This window comes from Persicobacter psychrovividus (assembly GCF_036492425.1).
GTDB classification, from domain to species: domain Bacteria; phylum Bacteroidota; class Bacteroidia; order Cytophagales; family Cyclobacteriaceae; genus Persicobacter; species Persicobacter psychrovividus.
In genome coordinates this window covers 1646526-1663958 of record NZ_AP025292.1, presented here as the reverse complement: position 1 = coordinate 1663958, position 17433 = coordinate 1646526, and the positions used below count along the sequence as shown (strand labels likewise).

The window sequence follows — 17433 nt, the reverse complement described above, 5'->3', positions numbered from 1 at the left end:
ATTTATTGGACAGGGCTTGTGGCTGTATGAAATTTTGTATTTTGGGGAATTAAATCACCACTTTTTGAATGAAGACCCGCCTTTTTTTACTTATAGCTTTTGTGTTTTTTTCCACTTTTGTCGTGGCGCAGGATCGGTTTACCGAGCAAGCGACAGGATTAAGTGTGAGTGCGAAAATTGAACAGGTTCCGATAGGTCAGCCGATATTTCAGGATCAGCAAGGCTTTATTTATTTTAAGAATAGCTATCATCAGGTGCGCTTGGTCAACGATCAGGCCTTCTCTAAAGTCAGTAGGTTTCCAATGGATTCGACGACCCTGCACAGTTATATTGCTGAGGACGGTCGGTATGTCAGTGTAAATCCCACGGAATTATTGTACACTTCCGTTAGTGGAGATCAGCAAAATATTGCGCTGCCTGATGCGCTCAAGGGAGTAGATATTGAACTGCTGAAGTTGCGTAAAAAAACGATTTATATCCTCCTGAAATCTGCATTTTGGGTTTATAATATTCAGCAAGACAAGTGGTCATCTTTTCCACTTACCTTTGGTCATTCCTTTTACTTTATTGGCCATCAGATTTGGATTACCGATATTTTAAAAGGCATTTATATTTATGAGAATGGAGAAATTCACCTATCTGATTTTCAGGTGAATTTCAGAAAACGAAGTACCCCCGTTGGTATATTAAAAGCTGAAAATGGGCTGGTGTATTTTTTCAATCGTCGGGGCTATATTATTCAGTATGACCCGAAAACCAAAGAGGTGGTTACCCGAAGCCAATTAAAGGGCTTGGTCAGTTATGGTTTGACAGGGGCGCAATTTCTTGATCAAAACCATGTGGCACTGAGTTTTGAATACAGCGCTCCTATTGTATATAATCTCAAGAAACATTCGTGCTACCCCGTTACAAAGGCAAGTCAGAATTCTTCCTCTTCTTATATGTTCGTCGATCATGCGAAAAATATTTGGTGGCTGAATAAAAATGAGCTAAAGCATGTTTCTTTTGAACAAGTATTTCGGGAAATAACGCTCGATGATCCTATTATTAAAGTTGAGGGCACAGACAGCCTCCTTTATGCTGATGGTTATTTGCGCAAGGTGGCTTTAGCGGAAGATAATTTTGGGATTACACTCGAGAAGGTGAAAGCGCTGAAAGGAGATTTCAATCACATCTTTTTGAAAGACAGTACACTGCTTTGTTCAAAAATCGGCACTTCGATAGGTCGTGTCGATCAGCAAAAATTGTTGCTGCTTACCAGGATGAGTTACCGCAGGTTTGAGGCTTTTAAGTGGGAAAATAAAGAATATATTGCCTGCTTTGGTCCTTACCGCCTGGGAATCCTCGCGTTGGATCCTTATGGGAAAATTGAGACTTTCTGGTTTACAGCATACAATAAAGACATTGACCCAGAATATGGCATATATATTGGCAGCCCCAATAAAAACCCTCAGTTTCTATTTCATGACGGAAATAATATTGGTTTACTGGAACTGAAAGACGGCTGGAATAAGGCGGGAAGAAGTGTGGATTTAATGACCGCAAAAGCATCGAACAAATCGCCTCTTTTTGTTACCAATAACCATGATGATCTTCTTGATTACAAAGTTATTTGTAAACAATTCATCACTGACAAAAAAACAAAAGCCGTGAAATTTTTCAAGGTTAAGCAGGAGGTCTATGCGTGGTTCAACGATGATATTTACAGGTTTGACGCGCAGAACAATAAAATGGTGCTTTTCCGAAAAAATTTCGAAGGGCTTATCTTGACCTCCCAGACAGGTGAACTGTGCGTGCTGACGGTCAAAAATAATATGGTGTACAAATCTGATGTACTCGATGATACTGAACCCAAAATACCATTTCCTTCCACAGTAAAGGAGCTTTATCAACTAAAAGGTTTTTTCAAACTTTCAGATAATATCACCGCTTTTTACTCCGCCAAAAGCATCTATCTGTACGATCAGCGGTTGGCGATGGGAAAGCCGATGAAAGTAAAAGTGCTCAATCATAAATTACTTTCAGCAGGCACATCGGTTGCCTCTTTGGCTTTGCCTCAGGTACTCGCTTATGGTGATGGTTTGCGTCTGGAAGTTGGAGTGCCCCTTTACAATAATCATGAGCCCAACAAGTTTAGGTACCGCCTGAATAAAGGGGAGTGGAGTGAATGGTCGGCATCTAAAAATATAGACCTGATTGGTTTAAACACGGGTCGCTATCTGCTCGAAATTGAAGGGCGGGAATATATGGGTGCCCGAATTTCCCGATTTGACCATCATTTTAGAGTGGCCTGGCCCTGGTATTTGAGTCAGCCGGCTTTGTTGATTTATTTATTGCTCATCTTGTTTATTTATCGATTGATGATCAAGCGGGTAAAAAAGAAAAACAGGATACTGGAAATTCATGTCGCAGAACGTACCCGAGAGCTGAATCGGAAAAATGCGGTTTTGTCACGAAAAAACATTGAAATCAAGCTGCAATCCGATATGATTGAAGAAGGTCGTAGGAAGCTTGAAACCAGAAACGGCCTGCTGGAAGCCTCCATCAATTATGCCTCAAGGGTACAGAAAATGTTTACCAAGTCAGAAGCTGGTATCAGAGAAATTATGCCAAAATGTTTTCTGTTTTCAAAGGCTAAAGACAAACTGACGGGGGATTTCTTCTGGATTCATAAAGTGCCTCAAGGGGTGGTTTTTGCCCTTGCAGATTGTACCGGGCATGGGGTGCCTTCAGCATTATTAACCATGTACGGACGCCGATGTCTCGAAGAAGTGGTCGTTACGAAGAAACAACATAATCCTGCATTGATCCTTCTCGAACTTCAGCGCCAATTTCTGGAGAAAGAAAAGCATGATCATGATATGGATACCGAAGGGCTGGAAATTGGTATCGTCATGATTAATGTTGAGGAGAAGAAGCTTTATTTCTCAGGGGCAAATATCAATCTATTTCATAAATCACGGACGGTGGAAGAGGTGTTTAAAGGAAACCGTTTTTATATCGGAACACCGACAACCTCATCGCAGACAGGTTTTACCTGTTTTGAAGCCGATATTGAAGAAAGTACGGAAATATTTCTGGCGACAGATGGCTACTCCGATCAGTTTGGTGGACCCAGAGGCCGAAAAATGATGGTTCACCGACAAAATAAACTGTTTTCTGAAATTCATGGGCTCGATGCCAATGAACAAGGAGAGAAGGTAAGAGCTTTTTACAAAGCTTGGCGTGGCGCAGAAGAGGCAATTGATGATGCGATGGTGATTGGCTGTAAACCTTATGCTTTGATTGAAAAAGCAGCAATGCAACAACAATCCGCCACGGATAATGCGCAGCTTCTTTTGAATTAGGGAATTTTATTCTCCTCAATTGATCTCTACAATTATTCTGATGAGCCAATACTGTTTAACATAATGCAAAGTCGGGATTGTATAATATTTTCAACCCAACATAATTAGATGTAACCCACAACCCATAGGGTAGTATTACAAGCCGTAATTCCTACACAATTTTCCTGGAGGCCTGCCTCATTCAAAAGTAGGCTGTCAATTATTTTTTACCTATCGGTAGAACTCAAGTTTTTAATCAGGCTGATGGCATATTTTCGACAGCCTACACCATAACCTGTCGGAAGCTGTTGCGATACCATTCTTATTGGAAAGGCGAGACCGATAAAATAAAAGTTGAACCATTTGAAGGATATTCAGCCCAAATAAAGCGATACATTTGCGGCTTAATAATTTAAATAATACATTAAGTAATTATTGATATGGGAGCATGACGCTTTTATTTTTTTATTTGGATTACCGCAATGTCTTATATATACCTATTACTGCTTGCCTTGCTTCACTTTACGGAGGCAAAACCCACTCAGGGATCAATAGATCACAAACTGACCACCATCACCCTTGAGGATGAAATATCAGAATTTACTTTTGAGCAGAAGATTTTTGAAGATGATCATGGGTTGATTTATGTGGTCGGTAAAAGCCAGTCCATAGGTTTGGTACAGGGTGAAAAAGTCATTCCTTTAAATGATAAATACCCTTCACCAAAACCTTATATCAAACGATTTTTTAATAAAAAAAGGGTCATGTTTGGCCTGACGGAGGATAGTTTGCATCGCTATGATCCCGCGAAAGGCGCCATGTTAAAATGTGCATTGCCTTTCAGTGTTGAACCTAAAGATAGTCCAATATTTAGTGTGCAAGACGATCGGGTAACAATCCTCATCGATACAAAAGTTGGTCAATATGATTTTCAGGAGCAACAGTGGCGAACTTTTGATCTTCGGAAAGGTCATAGTGTGTATTATGATGAGGGTAATTATTGGGTTACGGACATTTTTAAAGGGGTATTTCAATTACAAGACGAGAATTTAGTGGCCGTTGAACCGTTGGCCCACCTCAAATTGAGAAGCACTCCCGTAGGATTTTGCAGCCTGAATAACAATACTTTTATATTTAACCGCAAAGGGGAAGTTTATCAATATAATACAGCAGGGAAGAGTATCACGGATTCCTTGTTTTTTGAGGAATTACTGGAGTACAAGGTAAAAGCAGCCATTAAATATGATGATGACCACATTCTCCTTGACGTGGCCCGATCGGCGCCTTTCCTGTTTAACATCCATAGCAAGGCGTTGAAAAAGATGGGCAGTTTTCAAGATGAAGACCAAGCTTATGGTTTTTTGGTAGATCGGCAGCAAAATATTTGGTGGGGCAGTCATGGAAATTTGAAATGTTTATCAAAAAATCAGCAACTAAATGTTTATGTTCCTGAGGGAAGCCGAATAAGTGTAGCGGAAAATGATCTACAATATTATATTGCTGATGAGCAGTTTAATCATTTTACTTATGACGATTCTGCTGGGCGGTTTTCAGTAGAAACCTTGCATAAGATAAACGATCACCTTGAGCGAATAAGTGTGTATTATCCTTTAGTTGTGGGCGGTAAATCGGAGCTCCTTTATTGCTATTTGGATAAATCTAAAGGCTTCAAAAAAATAGGCAATCTTTCGATTACCCAGTATAAAAAGTTTGTCTACAAAGGTGAGGTATATTATGCGTGTTTCGGGGCAGAAACTATTGGGGTGGCGAAATTTATTGGACGTCAGCTGTTCTTCTTTTCAGTTTATCTGGATACTAAATTTTCCCCTTTAAAAGTTCACCATAATCACAAAAATGGTGAAGGGTTTTCTTTTTCATTTTTTGATGGCAACAATATTGGATTCCTTGAATTAGACAACGCTCAAATTGATTTCTTGATGGATCACTTGCTGCCGATAGAGGAGTATACTAAAAAATATACTAACGGTAAACGATTGCCAAATGCCGATCAACTCTATAAAAGAATGGACAATCGGGTTGTTGTAACTCAAAAACAGAGCGATGAAGGGATGTTTTATTTTGAGAACAAGGAGCTATATTTTGCCTTTAAGGAACAAACCTTCCATGTTGATGCAGAAGAAGGCGCTCTTCAGTTGGTAGAAAATATGGCCGATTCACATCGCATCTATGTTCAGGAAGAGGGCCCAGGGAAAGTGGTGCTGACCAAAGCGGGTTTTTCTTACTTTCAAAATGCAAATGGAGATCGTTACCCATTGGGTTTAGGCCACCGTGATGCAGCGCATATCAGCCTTTCTAAAAAAATCGGGCAGGATAAGTATTTGTTTTTTCTGACAGATCATTATGTCTATCGAGATTTCACAATGGCCAAAGACAGTCTGCAATTGTGCTTCTTCAAATATCAAAAGGTGGTCAATGCACCTCGAGACACCTCCACCACTTTTGTTAATCAGGATTTACAGCCGACCTTATTGCAACTGAAAAGCGATGAGAGCCTGTTGTTGCAAGTGGCGACGGCAAATTACGACCACCATTCTAAGATTATGTACAGGTGTCTGGTGGATGGGGAAGTTTGGCAGAGCTGGGGTTCGGGGCAGCAGTTTCAGTTGTCTGGGCTGGCGTTTGGAAAACATCGAATAACGATTGAGGCACGGCATAATTTTGATCATTTCATTGCGCCAATAACTTTTGACCTGAGTGTCGGTGCGCCATGGTATTTGTCTTATTATATGCTGGCGCTCTATGTATTTTTGCTACTGATAAATATCTACATTGCCCGCAGGTACAGCCTCCATAAAATAAAGGCCCGAAATGAATATCTCGAGGAACAGGTGCATAACAGAACACAGGAATTGGAACATCGAGCGGTGGTTTTAGAGGAGCAAAATAAAAAAATTGCCATTCAGGCTCAGGAGATTGAGGGCTTTAACCGAGAATTGGAATCAAGAAACCAAAACCTTGAGGCGTCGATTGTTTATGCGAAGCGGGTTCAAAAAGTTTTTTCACCTTCATTATCTACCATCAGAAAGTTCATTCCTCATTCTTTTCTTTTTTCGCGGGCGAAAGATCACCTAAGCGGTGATTTTTTCTGGATTGAAGAGGTGCCTCAGGGGGTGATTTTTGCAGTGGCAGATTGTACAGGGCATGGGGTTGCCTCGGCACTGCTGACCATGTATGCAAGGCGAACATTGGAGGAAATTGTCCTTAATAGAGCAGAAACCAATCCTGCGATAATTTTAAGGGAGCTTCAAAAACAGTTTACTTTCCGAGAGGCTACGGCAAAGAATCGCAGCGGTGAAGGACTTGAAATAGGGATTGTACTGGTGGATAAAAATCAGCAGGTTTTAAATTTCGCTGCGGCAAATATGAATTTATTGCTGGTGCAGCATTCAGAAGTGAAAGTGATCAAAGGTGATCGTTTTTATATCGGCAATAACATCTTTGATCGTGATTTCAGCTTTACTTATTTTGAGGAACCCTTTGACAAGGATTGCGAAATATTTTTGGCCACTGATGGTTTCTCCGATCAGTTTGGGGGTGAGCATGGGCGGAAGATGAAAAAAAGACTGCAGAATGAATATTTTGAGTCGATCATCGGACAACCTGCAGAGGAACAGGGGACGCGCATTGCTGAGTTTTTCGATAAATGGAAAGGTAAGGAAGAATTGGTGGACGATGTGATGGTGTTTGGCTGCCGCCCTGCCTCTGTTAAACACAAGGGGCCGCGTCATGGCGTCTTCAATCGGGATGAATTTATGGCTTAGGTGAGGAAGTTGCTTTTTCCTTTTCAGGATCTTGATGAACCGCAGGACGGTGATAAAAATAGAAGCCATTTTCTTCATATATCAACCTTAGGTTTCTCACGCCTCTAACCCTGAAATGCTGCTCTTTTCGGATATAGATGTACAGGTCTTTATCAATATTGCCAAAAAGTAACCAGTCAGCAGACTGACTTTTAGGACCGCTTTTTTGCTGTTGACCATAAAATAAAGGGGACGCATTATTGGTGCCACTGGCCAAAATGTAGCAATCTTCTGCCTTATGAGCTTTAATAAACCGCAGGGCAGGCCCCTGGTAGGCCTCCTCAACAACCGGCAAATAACGGTAAAGGGAAAACTGAATGCTCAGGACAATAGAGAAGAAAATGATCTCGACGGCAAAGGTGATTTTTTTTCGCTCCATCAGGTAGAGGCCGTACAAAATACCTGCGGTGTATAATAGGCCTATAATACCGTCCTGTTCTCCATTGAATTTCAGGGTTTCAAACATTTGTCTGATCAGCGGGTAATCTTCGAGCGGCAATACCCCACTGATTTCGGCAAGTTTGGGTAAAATATACAGCCCTACGCCAAAAATTATGGCCATCAGGGAAATAGAAGAATACAACCAAACAGGAAAGGTACGCTTCTGCAGGAAGATCTGATTGAGGTACAGGCCCGAAAAGTAACTGAGTGGAAACAAGGCCAGGGCATTAAAATAAAACCAGTTTTTTGAAGGCAGAAAAGCAAATAAAATCAGGATTACCCAAAGGGTAATGGCCATAAATTTTTTAAAAAGCTTGTTGCGCTGTTCATTGATATTGGAAATGAAATAGGCAATCGCAAGTAAGCTCATCGGGAAACAGGCCGCAATAATCAGCCATAAATGGGTACTTGGAATTGGCCCATGATAAGAATGGTAGCGATCCATCAAGCTCATGTTTGGAAATACCGAAAGCGCAAGATCCTCGATGCTGTGTTGCATCAGAAAGAAAACGCAATAAATGAGTATTGGCGCACAGAAGCCCATTAAAATCAGTGTAAATTGAGTGGCTTTGAAGGGGGGCATTTTTCTGTTGATGGTATAAATGACCACCATCACCACTATCGGAATAATGAGTGCCTCAGAACCTGCCAGCAAAAGGTTGAGGGCCGTAAGGAAACCACACAGCAAAAGGTTTTTATCAGATTTTTTATGAATGCCGATGTAGAAATAATACAATGCACTGAAAAATAGCAGGTGGTGCAGTGGAATCGGGTTAATAAACCTGAAGAAGAAATGAGGAAGAAAGGAGGTCAGGTAGCTGCCCAGCCACAGCCATCCCATTCGGATACCATGAAGGCTTTTACCCATCCTGTAAATCATGATTAAAGTAAAAACACCACTAATAGCATTTGGTAGCCTAAAAAACAGTGGGTTATCACCCAAAAGTTGTGTGCAAATTGTAATCAACCAGCTAAAGAGTGGCAGGTCGCCCCAAATCTTTTTAAAGCCTATCTGCGGAATCCACCATTCCTTGGTGAGCCACATTTCTCGGGATTTTTCTGCCAAGTTGAGCTCCTGACCTTCAATCAGTGGAAGGCTTTGCGTATAGGGTACAAACAGCAGAAGTCCTATAATAGTGATAAATATCTCTGCTTGATATTTACTCCATAACTGTTGCGTTTTGCTGTTGGGTTTGTTCAAAGTAATAAGGAAGGGATGGCGTTAATCTTTATTACGATGACGCATAAAAAAAGTCGCATTCAAATGACTGAATGCGACTTTTTCTTTATCAATGCTCAAAAGATTATTCTTCATCAAGCGCCTCAAGGATTTCTTCAAATTCATCGTAGTTTTTAAATCCAGGACGAATTTCCTCACCACCTTTAATGGCAATACCCTTAATTTCAGAGTTCAGCAATTTTGGCAGACTTTGCTGATTTACTTCAAAGCCAAGCACAATGTCATACTCTTTAGACAATTCATAAACCGCCTCAAGGTCTTCCTTCATGCTTACCGCACGGCTGTCCTCAATGAGGACAAATTCGATATAACTTTCAATATCACTGATTTCATCCTCGACTTCATCCATTGATTTCTGCGCAAGATCAACCTTGTAAATCAACTTTTTGCCGGTGCTCTGTAGTGCTTCCAAAAGATCAATGTGCATGACCTGAATGTAGTCCACCTGATGCTCAACGGTCATCTGCTGAATAAGCTGAAGATCATTGCTTTCGAATTCTACCACTTTGGCAATGCCTGAAATCCACTCCGTAATTTCGGTATATTCCTCTGGCTTCAGGTAGTTTGCCATTGCAGGATCCACAGGGAAGCCAATTGCATCAACCATCATTCCTGCACAGTAGCGCGCATCACTCAGGTTGTTTACTTCACTGATTTTGACAAATGTTTTTAGGGCCATATCAATATTATAAAAAATCTATTTTAATTTTACTGCTGATTTCGCTGCTATTTCGTTTAGCAAGTAAACCTAACGGCGAAATGTGCTACGAATTACGAAATAGTCTGTGTACTTCACAACCTTTAATTAGAATTTTAGTGCTATGGAAGCAAATTCCCCAAATATAAAATCACTTTCGGAAACCGATTACCGGTCATCGATTCAGGAACGGCAACGTGCGGTAGTGCTATTTACAGCGCCCTGGTGCGGTATGTGCAAACGGCTGAAACCCCTGTTCGCCGCCAAATCTGTCGAATTTCCGGCGATTGATTTTTTCACCGTAGATATTGGGCAATTTCCTGATTTGCGAAAGGAGGCCAATGTAACAAGTTTGCCATTTTTTGCGACTTATAAAGAAGGAGTGCTGCAAGCGCACCAAGCCACCAACAAGCCAGATGTTTTCATAAACCTTCTCAAATCTCTTTTAGATGACTAAACGATTAACCGTTTTACTGCTATTTTTCTTCACCTTCTGTTCCGCCTTTGCTCAGGATGCACGTTTTCTGCTTCAGTTTGCCGATAAGGCAGGAAGCCATTATTCCATCAGCAAGCCCGAAGAATTTCTTTCTTCAGCAGCTATTGAACGACGAAACCGCCTGGGGATTAGTGTTGACGAAACGGATTTGCCCGTCAGTAAAAAATATATCGAAGAGGTTCAAGATGCCGGATTTTCCCTAATCGGTCAGACCAAATGGCTGAATGGAGTGGAAGTTATAGCAGATAAAGATCAGCAGGAGGCGCTTTTGGCGATTGATGGCGTAGATGCGGTAACCTACCTCGGCCCTGTGGATGACCACGAACACGTACAGCCCATAGAACGTGAAGCAGGCTATGGTACCGATCAAAACCTGACCAATGTACAGAATAACAATTTTCTTAAAGTGGATTCACTGAGAAATGAAGGGTGGAATGCAGAGGGCATAAAAATCGCCATTTTCGACGCCGGCTTTATTCATATGAAAGATGCCGGGGGCGCCGGTTTTCAGGCAATTGCTCAGGGGCGGTTAATTGGACAGAAAAATTTTATTGAACCTGACAAAGATGTATTTCGCTACCACGCACACGGCACCCATGTTTTTTCGGTGATGGGGTATTATGAGCAGGGGAAATTTGAAGGGATAGCACCCGATGCCGATTATTTATTGTGCGTTACCGAGGATGTCCGTAATGAGTATCGCTACGAGGAGCTCAACTGGATGATGGCGGCAGAGTATGCCGACAGTGCCGGCGTGGATATGATACAGTCTTCACTGGGTTATTACGATTTCGATGATCCGGAGATGAATTATACCTGGGACGACCTCGATGGTGCGTCGGCAATGATTACCCAGGCGGCGAATTTTGCCGCAAGCCGCGGTATTTTGGTGGTCAATTCTGCAGGAAATGAAGGGCGGAAAAGCTGGCAAAAAGTTTCCATGCCCGCTGATAGCAAAGAGGTATTGGCCGTAGGGGCGGTAACCTCTACCTGGGGAAGGGCAAGCTTTTCTTCTTTCGGCACCAAAGACCCCGACGAAATAAAGCCTGATGTAGTCACGTTGGGCAGTGGCGTGGTGGTGGCCTCCTGGCAGGATCGATTTGGCACCAATTCCGGAACTTCATTTGCGAGTCCAATGGTGGCGGGTGTTGCGGCCATGGTTCTTAAAGAGCACCCTGACTGGCGGCCTGAGAGAGTGATCGCGTATTTTCATGAAATCAGTCACCGATGTGAAAGCCCTACCGTTGAGCTTGGCTACGGGGTGCCATTCAATGAATGTAAGCCATTGAGCAATGAAAAGCCACTGACTGCTTTGTTTAAAATAGCCCCAAATCCTATTGAAGGAAACCGGATTCAGTTGTTGGTGGGGGCTTCCCCAGTTACGGATTGTCAGTTTTTGATTTATGACAGTAAGGGGAGCCAGGTCGTTTCAACGAATGCCCAGCTGGAGGCCTACAGCCTGGTCTCTTTGCCCATAAACACCTATTTGAATCCAGGAGTGTACAGCCTGGTTTGGAAGTGTGCTCGTGGGCAGGGCAGTCAAAAGCTGGTAGTGAAATAAGCTTTTGGACAATAATTTTCAGCATTTGATTTTTTCTGCCATATTTGATAAAATTTTTTATACCAATGAAATACACCCTGACATTAATGCTACTGCTGATATGCAGTTTTGGAGCGGTAGCTCAGACATCAACAAATGCTCAAAAATTAATCGATAAAGGACTCGCCCTTTATGATAAAGGTGAGATTGAAAAGGCAGAAGCGACTTTTACGGAGGCTGTAAACGTGGACATGAAGAATGCTGCGATTTATATGCTCAGGGGAATGGCACGTGAAGCCTTGGAAATGGGGCAGGAGGCCGTGGAAGATTATAATATGGCACTGACGCTTAATCCTGAAGATACCATGGCCTATGTGGTGCGTGGGCAGTTGAAAATGTCTTTGGGAAATGATGACGGTGCCGTGATGGATTTCACTCACGCCCTTGATCTTAATGACGAACTGCCGGAAGCCTATCGCTCGCGGGCGATGGTGTATTACCTGCAGGACAATTTCAAACGGGCATTGGGCGATTTTCAGGAGGCACTTTTGCTTGAAGCTGATGAAGCCTCAGACTATTTCTATATTGGCATTTGCCTCCGCCAACAGGGAAAAAACACCCGCGCCATTGGCTTTTTCAATACCTGCCTGATGTTTGACCCAAATAATGCGGAGGTCTATTATCAGCGAGGGCTCGCAGAAAATGATTTAAAAGAACTCGATTACGCCTGCGAAGATTTCAATAAGGCTTATGAACTTGGAATGACGGAACTCAAAGACCTTATCAAGGATTATTGTAAGCCCAAGCCTTAAATTTCTTTATTATCGTAAAATAACGTTGATCGATGCCTACTTTTTTGGTTCGCAATTTGTAGTTCCTTAACTTTGAGATTCAATCGAAAGGAGAATAGATGAAAAGAGTGGTAGTTGGTTTGTCGGGAGGCGTTGATTCCTCTGTGGCGGCCTATTTACTCAAAGAGCAAGGCTACGATGTAATCGGCCTGTTTATGAAAAATTGGCATGATGATTCCGTAACGATCAGCGACGAATGTCCTTGGTTGGAAGACTCAAATGATGCCCTAATTGTAGCCCAGAAATTGGGAATCCCATTTCAAACCATTGATTTAAGCACGCAGTACAAGGAACGTATTGTGGATTATATGTTCAATGAGTATGAAAAGGGGAGAACCCCAAACCCTGATGTGCTATGTAACAGAGAAATAAAATTTGATATATTCTTAAAGACTGCACTGGAGCTTGGTGCTGATTACGTGGCTACCGGACATTACTGTCGTAAATCGTCCATAGAGAAAGATGGAGAGCAGGTATATCAGCTATTGGCTGGTAAGGATGATAACAAGGATCAAAGTTATTTCCTTTGCCAATTAAATCAGGAGCAATTATCCAAAGCACTGTTCCCTGTTGGTGATCTTGAAAAACCGGAAGTAAGAAGAATCGCTAAAGAAGCCGATTTGATTACTGCCGAGAAAAAGGATTCTCAGGGTTTGTGTTTTATTGGGAAGGTGCGCTTGCCAGATTTCCTTCAGCAAAAGCTGAAACCGAAAGCGGGAAAAGTGTATGAGATTCCTGCGGATGCACCAGTTTTTGAAGCCTATCAAGCCAAAATAAAGAATGCTGCAAACGAGGAAGAGTGGCTGAAAGCCATTGCTGCACCTTTCTTTTTTCATCCGAGTATGGGGAAAGAGGTTGGTGATCATCGTGGTGCACATTACTATACTATTGGTCAGCGTAAAGGACTGGGAATCGGTGGAACTGTGGAGCCGTTGTTTGTTATTGATACCAACACGGAATCCAATGTGATTTTCACCGGACAGGGAAAAGATCACCCAGGTTTGAAGCGTTTCGGGATTTTTGTGAGCAATGAAGAGACCCATTGGGTTCGGGAAGATTTACGCATGAAGGTCGGAGAGATGAAGCGCTTTCAGGCAAGAATTAGATACCGAGAGGATCTTTCATCAGCAACCTTATATCAGAAAGAAGAAGGCCTGTACGTGGTTTTCGATACTGAAAGAGTAGGGGTCGCTGCCGGGCAATTCGTTGCTTGGTATGATGGCGAAGAACTGATAGGATCAGGGACAATCGGTTAAAAATATTAAAAAAAATAGCCGTGGGCGTTCCCTAAAGCTATTTTTTACGTATATTTGAATATAGAAAATGACTAAAGATAAATCCTATCAGTGGTCACGTTTTTCAAATCTAACAGTTTTAATATTACCGGGTAAAGCGATTCAGTAAAACCAGGCCTCAACTGAGTTTATCTCAGTCAGTCATCTTCGGAAGGCTGTCAACAGTGGAAGGTTGATCTGGTTAGCAGCCCAAATCGTGTTATAATAGAGATTTTGATAAAACCTCTCAAAAGCCATTGGTAGGTACCTTATAAAAAGCCATCATTCCTTAATTGGGGTGATGGCTTTCATATTTTTACTGAAATTTTTTATCATGAAGGTATACCAATCCATAGGGTATCGGTTGGCCGTGCTCAGCTGGCTTTTGACGGCAGGCTGCATAGCGGTAAGCATTGTGAATGAAAGTGCCATGTGGCCCATCAACGGATTACTCAGTATCATTTTTATGCTGATAGGTTTAATAGGAGCCGCAAAATACCAGGCATTGAAGCAGTTGATTTCAGCCCATCCTCAGTCAGGCATTGGCAAGAAAAGAATGAACACTTTTCTGAAATGGGAATTCCTTATGATCAGCGGTTATGGACTCCTCGGATATTTGTTTTTGGCAATGGCCATCCACAGGACCTTTATCGAAAAGCAGCCTGTTTTTGGGTGATGGTTAGTGATGGACTTTCAGAATGAAGCAATGAGGTTTTATAGTGAAGAGAAGAAGGATATTTACTTTGATTAAGAATAATAATTAACCGTATTTAACATAATACAAATTATAAACATTTTAAAATTTTGCGTAAATCCAGGTATATCTAACTGTTATTCATTTCATTAAGTGGTTTTGAAAACATCTTCGAAACAGTCTTATTACAGATTGAAATTTTGATCTGCCATTCTTAGCGCACAAGAAATATCTGGACCACATGCTTACCGACAAGTCTAATCGTGAATACTATATTTAACCATCAACAGGTGAAGTTACACTTTTCGCTACCCGTACTTTAACGCTGAACGCTGTTGGATAATTTTCCAAAGGCATGATGGCTATTTCGGTCTGACCGTGCCACTCATTTCGGAGGGTCTGTGCCACTTTTGAAGGGCTTTAATTTTTAACGTTTTTTCAATTATAGGTGTTCGATCTTCCCCTTTCTCAAGGAGTCGCCTTTGAGCTCAATCCGGTGTGAAGAATGAACAATTCGATCCAGAATAGCATCGGCAATTGTTCCTTCACCGATCATCTTGTGCCATGCAGAAACAGGTAGTTGTGACGCAATGATGGTGGAGCTAAAATTGTGTCGTTCTTCGATTAAGTCCATCATGATCTCTCGACTATTTTTATTGAATGAGTGGAGACCGAAATCATCGAGTATCAATAATTTAGACAGGTTAATTTTAGACAACTCCTTTTGATATGTGCCGTCAATTTTAGACAGGTGGAGCTGATCGATTAACTTAGCGAAAGGGCTATAGCGCACCTTTTTTTGCATCATGCATGCCTGATGCCCTAGGGCTTGTGCGAGGTAGCTTTTTCCGACTCCGGAAGGTCCGGTAAGGATGATATTTTCCTTTTTGTCAATAAAATCCAATGTACCTAAACGGCTGAAAGTGTTCTTGTCTAAATTACGGTTGGCATGGTAGTTTACACTATTTAGGTTTGCGTTTTGCCTCAAACGAGCTTGTTTGAGTAGCCTACCGACCCTTCTGTTTTGTTGTTGATCATATTCATGATCCACCAAAAGAGCCAAATATTCATCGACTGTAAGTGACTGTTTATTTGTATTATTCAATTGCTGTTGATGAAGCTCGGCCATGCCGAATAGCCTGAGCTTGTGTAGTTTTTCAATGGTTTGACTGTTCATTGTTTTGGAGTTTATTGATAGGCAGAGGCGCCACGGATGTTTTCGTGCGGGGGAATCTCAGCGATCGGTTCGTTTGACTCTTGTTGTAGATCCATCTTGTTTTCAAGAATATTAGCGATGTGCCTGTAAGAGTATGCTTCAGCTTGCATTCCGAGTGAACAAGCTTTTTCAAGGCGGTCAGAGCTATATTTCTTCACCAAATTGAGTATTCCGAGAGAACGTTTATAAGCTATTTCCGGATATTCAAAGTGGTCAATCATTCGCATTACATACTTTGATGTCTGTTCTCCAATCGATGACGTTCGCTTTTTGAAATACTCCGGTGACCATTTCAGATAAGCTTGGTGGGTGCTCGCAAGGTGATCTGTATCTGTTGTATAATGTCCTTTTTGATAACTTCTGCGGTGAGTTGCTATTCGCTCTGAATTGAAATAAACACAGACCGATGATTGGGTGTATTGCAGTTGGACTTGCTTGCCTATGTAGCGATACGGGACGCTGTAATAGTTCTTGTCAGGGGATAAATACACGTATCCAACTTGTTGAACCTTAGCTGACCGGTACTCAATCATCTCAAATTCAGCAACTGGCAATGGCTTTAGCGTAGCCTTTTCAGTGGACTCAAACAACTGCCTTCGACTTGCCCCTGCCCGTTGCAAAATGGTATCATTGTAGGCCATCAGTAGCTTTGAAATCTCTTGGTTTAGTGCCTGCAAACTGAAGAAAGTTATCTGCCGTAATGGGTAATAAATCCGCTGATAGGCCAACTGAACGGCGTTTTCTACCAATGCTTTGTCCTGCGGACTATAACTGCGAGTCGGGCTGACCACACAATCATAGTGACGGGCTAAATCCTTGAAACTTCGGTTAATTTCCGGCTCGTATTTACTCGATTTACTAACAGCTGACTTCAAGTTGTCCGGTACAATCGCCTTGGGAGCACCACTGTAAAATTGAAATGCTTTCTTCATGCAGGTGATCAAATCCTCCTTTTTTTGGCTCCTACAAGCACAGACAAATGTATATTGACTGCTCGGCAGGATCGCCACAAACACTTCCACCGGTATCATCTCACCTGTATTTCGGTCAGTGATATGTAATTTTTTACCAGCAAAGTCAATATAAACCTTATCACCCGGCACGTGATTAAGCTTCATTGAACCCTTCGGTGTTTTGTAGCGACGGTTAAAATGTTCCATAAACTGCGTGTAACCATAGGGCAATTCTACCTTGTTGCAATAATCAAAATAGTGGAACTGAGCATTGAAGCCAGGATGTTTGAGCCTAAGATCATTGTTGTCAAAATAAGACATCAACCCACTATGCCGGCCCTTATCCATTGTCGTCTTGGTGGTGAACAATTCCCGCAGTTTTTGATCATTAAAGGTCAGCAACTCATCCATGGAATACGAGCTGACCTCAAATTTCTTAACATATTCATTGACTGTATTACGGTGAATGCCAAGCAATTTATGAACCTGTCGATTACTGACTCCATCTTTCTTTAAAGTGATTATCTGTTTGATATCCATTGTATTTATAGGGTTAGCCATCGCTTTTTCTATTGGTTAGAAAAAACGATAGTCATTTATTTCACCCTATCCAAAAGTGGCACAATCCGATCCGAAATTATTGGCACAAATAGTCCGAAATCCGTGGCACAATCCGATCCGGAATAACCAGGCATGAGATTGGGTTTAGCGTGAGCCTAAATTCAACGCCCCCAATAACGCCAAATTGAATGGTCTTCAAATGAAAAATGGTTCGTCCTTGCATTTCGATTTAAAAAGGTCTTTTAAAACTCACCGACCGTCGTCAGCAAAAATATTCATGCGGCATTTATGGATTGCGTGATTTATTACCTCCGCAATTGGCA

Annotated in this window: 11 protein-coding genes; 7 read left to right on the top strand and 4 right to left on the bottom strand. The window is 41.8% G+C overall.

Annotated elements, in window-relative coordinates; all coding sequences use genetic code 11:
- Positions 1–68 precede the first annotated feature (68 nt).
- A complete protein-coding gene (locus AABK40_RS07265) occupies positions 69–3347 on the top strand; it encodes a PP2C family protein-serine/threonine phosphatase (protein ID WP_338396604.1) in 3279 nt (1092 codons plus the stop codon).
- Positions 3348–3808: 461 nt separating this feature from the next.
- On the top strand, positions 3809–7108 hold the full coding sequence (locus tag AABK40_RS07260) for a SpoIIE family protein phosphatase (RefSeq protein WP_338396603.1): 3300 nt from the start codon (positions 3809–3811) through the stop codon (positions 7106–7108).
- On the opposite strand, the gene AABK40_RS07255 is transcribed toward AABK40_RS07260, so the two are convergent.
- Entirely contained in the window at positions 7098–8789 is a 1692-nt protein-coding gene (locus AABK40_RS07255; RefSeq protein ID WP_338396602.1) for an ArnT family glycosyltransferase, read from the bottom strand. The genes AABK40_RS07260 and AABK40_RS07255 overlap by 11 nt on opposite strands.
- A gap of 103 nt (positions 8790–8892) precedes the next feature.
- Entirely contained in the window at positions 8893–9507 is a 615-nt protein-coding gene (locus tag AABK40_RS07250) for a beta/alpha barrel domain-containing protein (RefSeq protein ID WP_332922570.1), read from the bottom strand.
- Positions 9508–9649: 142 nt separating this feature from the next.
- Here AABK40_RS07250 and AABK40_RS07245 point away from each other — a divergent pair, with 142 nt between their 5' ends.
- The 5 genes from AABK40_RS07245 (at position 9650) to AABK40_RS07225 (ending at position 14362) form a co-directional block, all read left to right on the top strand.
- Complete coding sequence (locus tag AABK40_RS07245; protein ID WP_338396601.1) at positions 9650–9982, top strand: thioredoxin family protein; 333 nt, start codon at positions 9650–9652, stop codon at positions 9980–9982.
- A complete protein-coding gene (locus tag AABK40_RS07240) occupies positions 9975–11582 on the top strand; it encodes a S8 family serine peptidase (protein WP_338396600.1) in 1608 nt (535 codons plus the stop codon). Before AABK40_RS07245 ends, AABK40_RS07240 begins: the two co-directional genes overlap by 8 nt.
- Positions 11583–11647: 65 nt before the next feature.
- A complete protein-coding gene (locus AABK40_RS07235; protein WP_332922573.1) occupies positions 11648–12373 on the top strand; it encodes a tetratricopeptide repeat protein in 726 nt (241 codons plus the stop codon).
- Between the two features lie 98 nt (positions 12374–12471).
- Positions 12472–13668 carry a tRNA 2-thiouridine(34) synthase MnmA gene (gene mnmA / locus AABK40_RS07230; RefSeq protein WP_332922574.1) on the top strand — a complete coding sequence of 399 codons (1197 nt, stop codon included), beginning with the start codon at positions 12472–12474 and terminating at the stop codon, positions 13666–13668.
- Between the two features lie 352 nt (positions 13669–14020).
- Positions 14021–14362, top strand: a complete 342-nt coding sequence (locus AABK40_RS07225) for a hypothetical protein (RefSeq protein ID WP_338396599.1) — start codon at positions 14021–14023, stop codon at positions 14360–14362.
- A gap of 460 nt (positions 14363–14822) precedes the next feature.
- On the opposite strand, the gene istB is transcribed toward AABK40_RS07225, so the two are convergent.
- On the bottom strand, positions 14823–15557 hold the full coding sequence (istB, locus tag AABK40_RS07220; RefSeq protein ID WP_338396598.1) for an IS21-like element helper ATPase IstB: 735 nt from the start codon (positions 15555–15557) through the stop codon (positions 14823–14825).
- An 11-nt stretch (positions 15558–15568) separates the two neighbouring features.
- Entirely contained in the window at positions 15569–17089 is a 1521-nt protein-coding gene (gene istA, locus AABK40_RS07215; protein WP_338396597.1) for an IS21 family transposase, read from the bottom strand.
- Positions 17090–17433: the final 344 nt, after the last annotated feature.

Coding starts and splice junctions, on each gene's coding strand:
- AABK40_RS07260 (WP_338396603.1), top strand. CDS start 3,809: ATGTCTTATATATACCTATTACTGCTTGCCTTGCTTCACTTTACGGAG.
- mnmA (WP_332922574.1), top strand. CDS start 12,472: ATGAAAAGAGTGGTAGTTGGTTTGTCGGGAGGCGTTGATTCCTCTGTG.
- AABK40_RS07265 (WP_338396604.1), top strand. CDS start 69: ATGAAGACCCGCCTTTTTTTACTTATAGCTTTTGTGTTTTTTTCCACT.
- istB (WP_338396598.1), bottom strand. CDS start 15,557: ATGAACAGTCAAACCATTGAAAAACTACACAAGCTCAGGCTATTCGGC.
- istA (WP_338396597.1), bottom strand. CDS start 17,089: ATGGATATCAAACAGATAATCACTTTAAAGAAAGATGGAGTCAGTAAT.
- AABK40_RS07245 (WP_338396601.1), top strand. CDS start 9,650: ATGGAAGCAAATTCCCCAAATATAAAATCACTTTCGGAAACCGATTAC.
- AABK40_RS07235 (WP_332922573.1), top strand. CDS start 11,648: ATGAAATACACCCTGACATTAATGCTACTGCTGATATGCAGTTTTGGA.
- AABK40_RS07250 (WP_332922570.1), bottom strand. CDS start 9,507: ATGGCCCTAAAAACATTTGTCAAAATCAGTGAAGTAAACAACCTGAGT.
- AABK40_RS07225 (WP_338396599.1), top strand. CDS start 14,021: ATGAAGGTATACCAATCCATAGGGTATCGGTTGGCCGTGCTCAGCTGG.
- AABK40_RS07240 (WP_338396600.1), top strand. CDS start 9,975: ATGACTAAACGATTAACCGTTTTACTGCTATTTTTCTTCACCTTCTGT.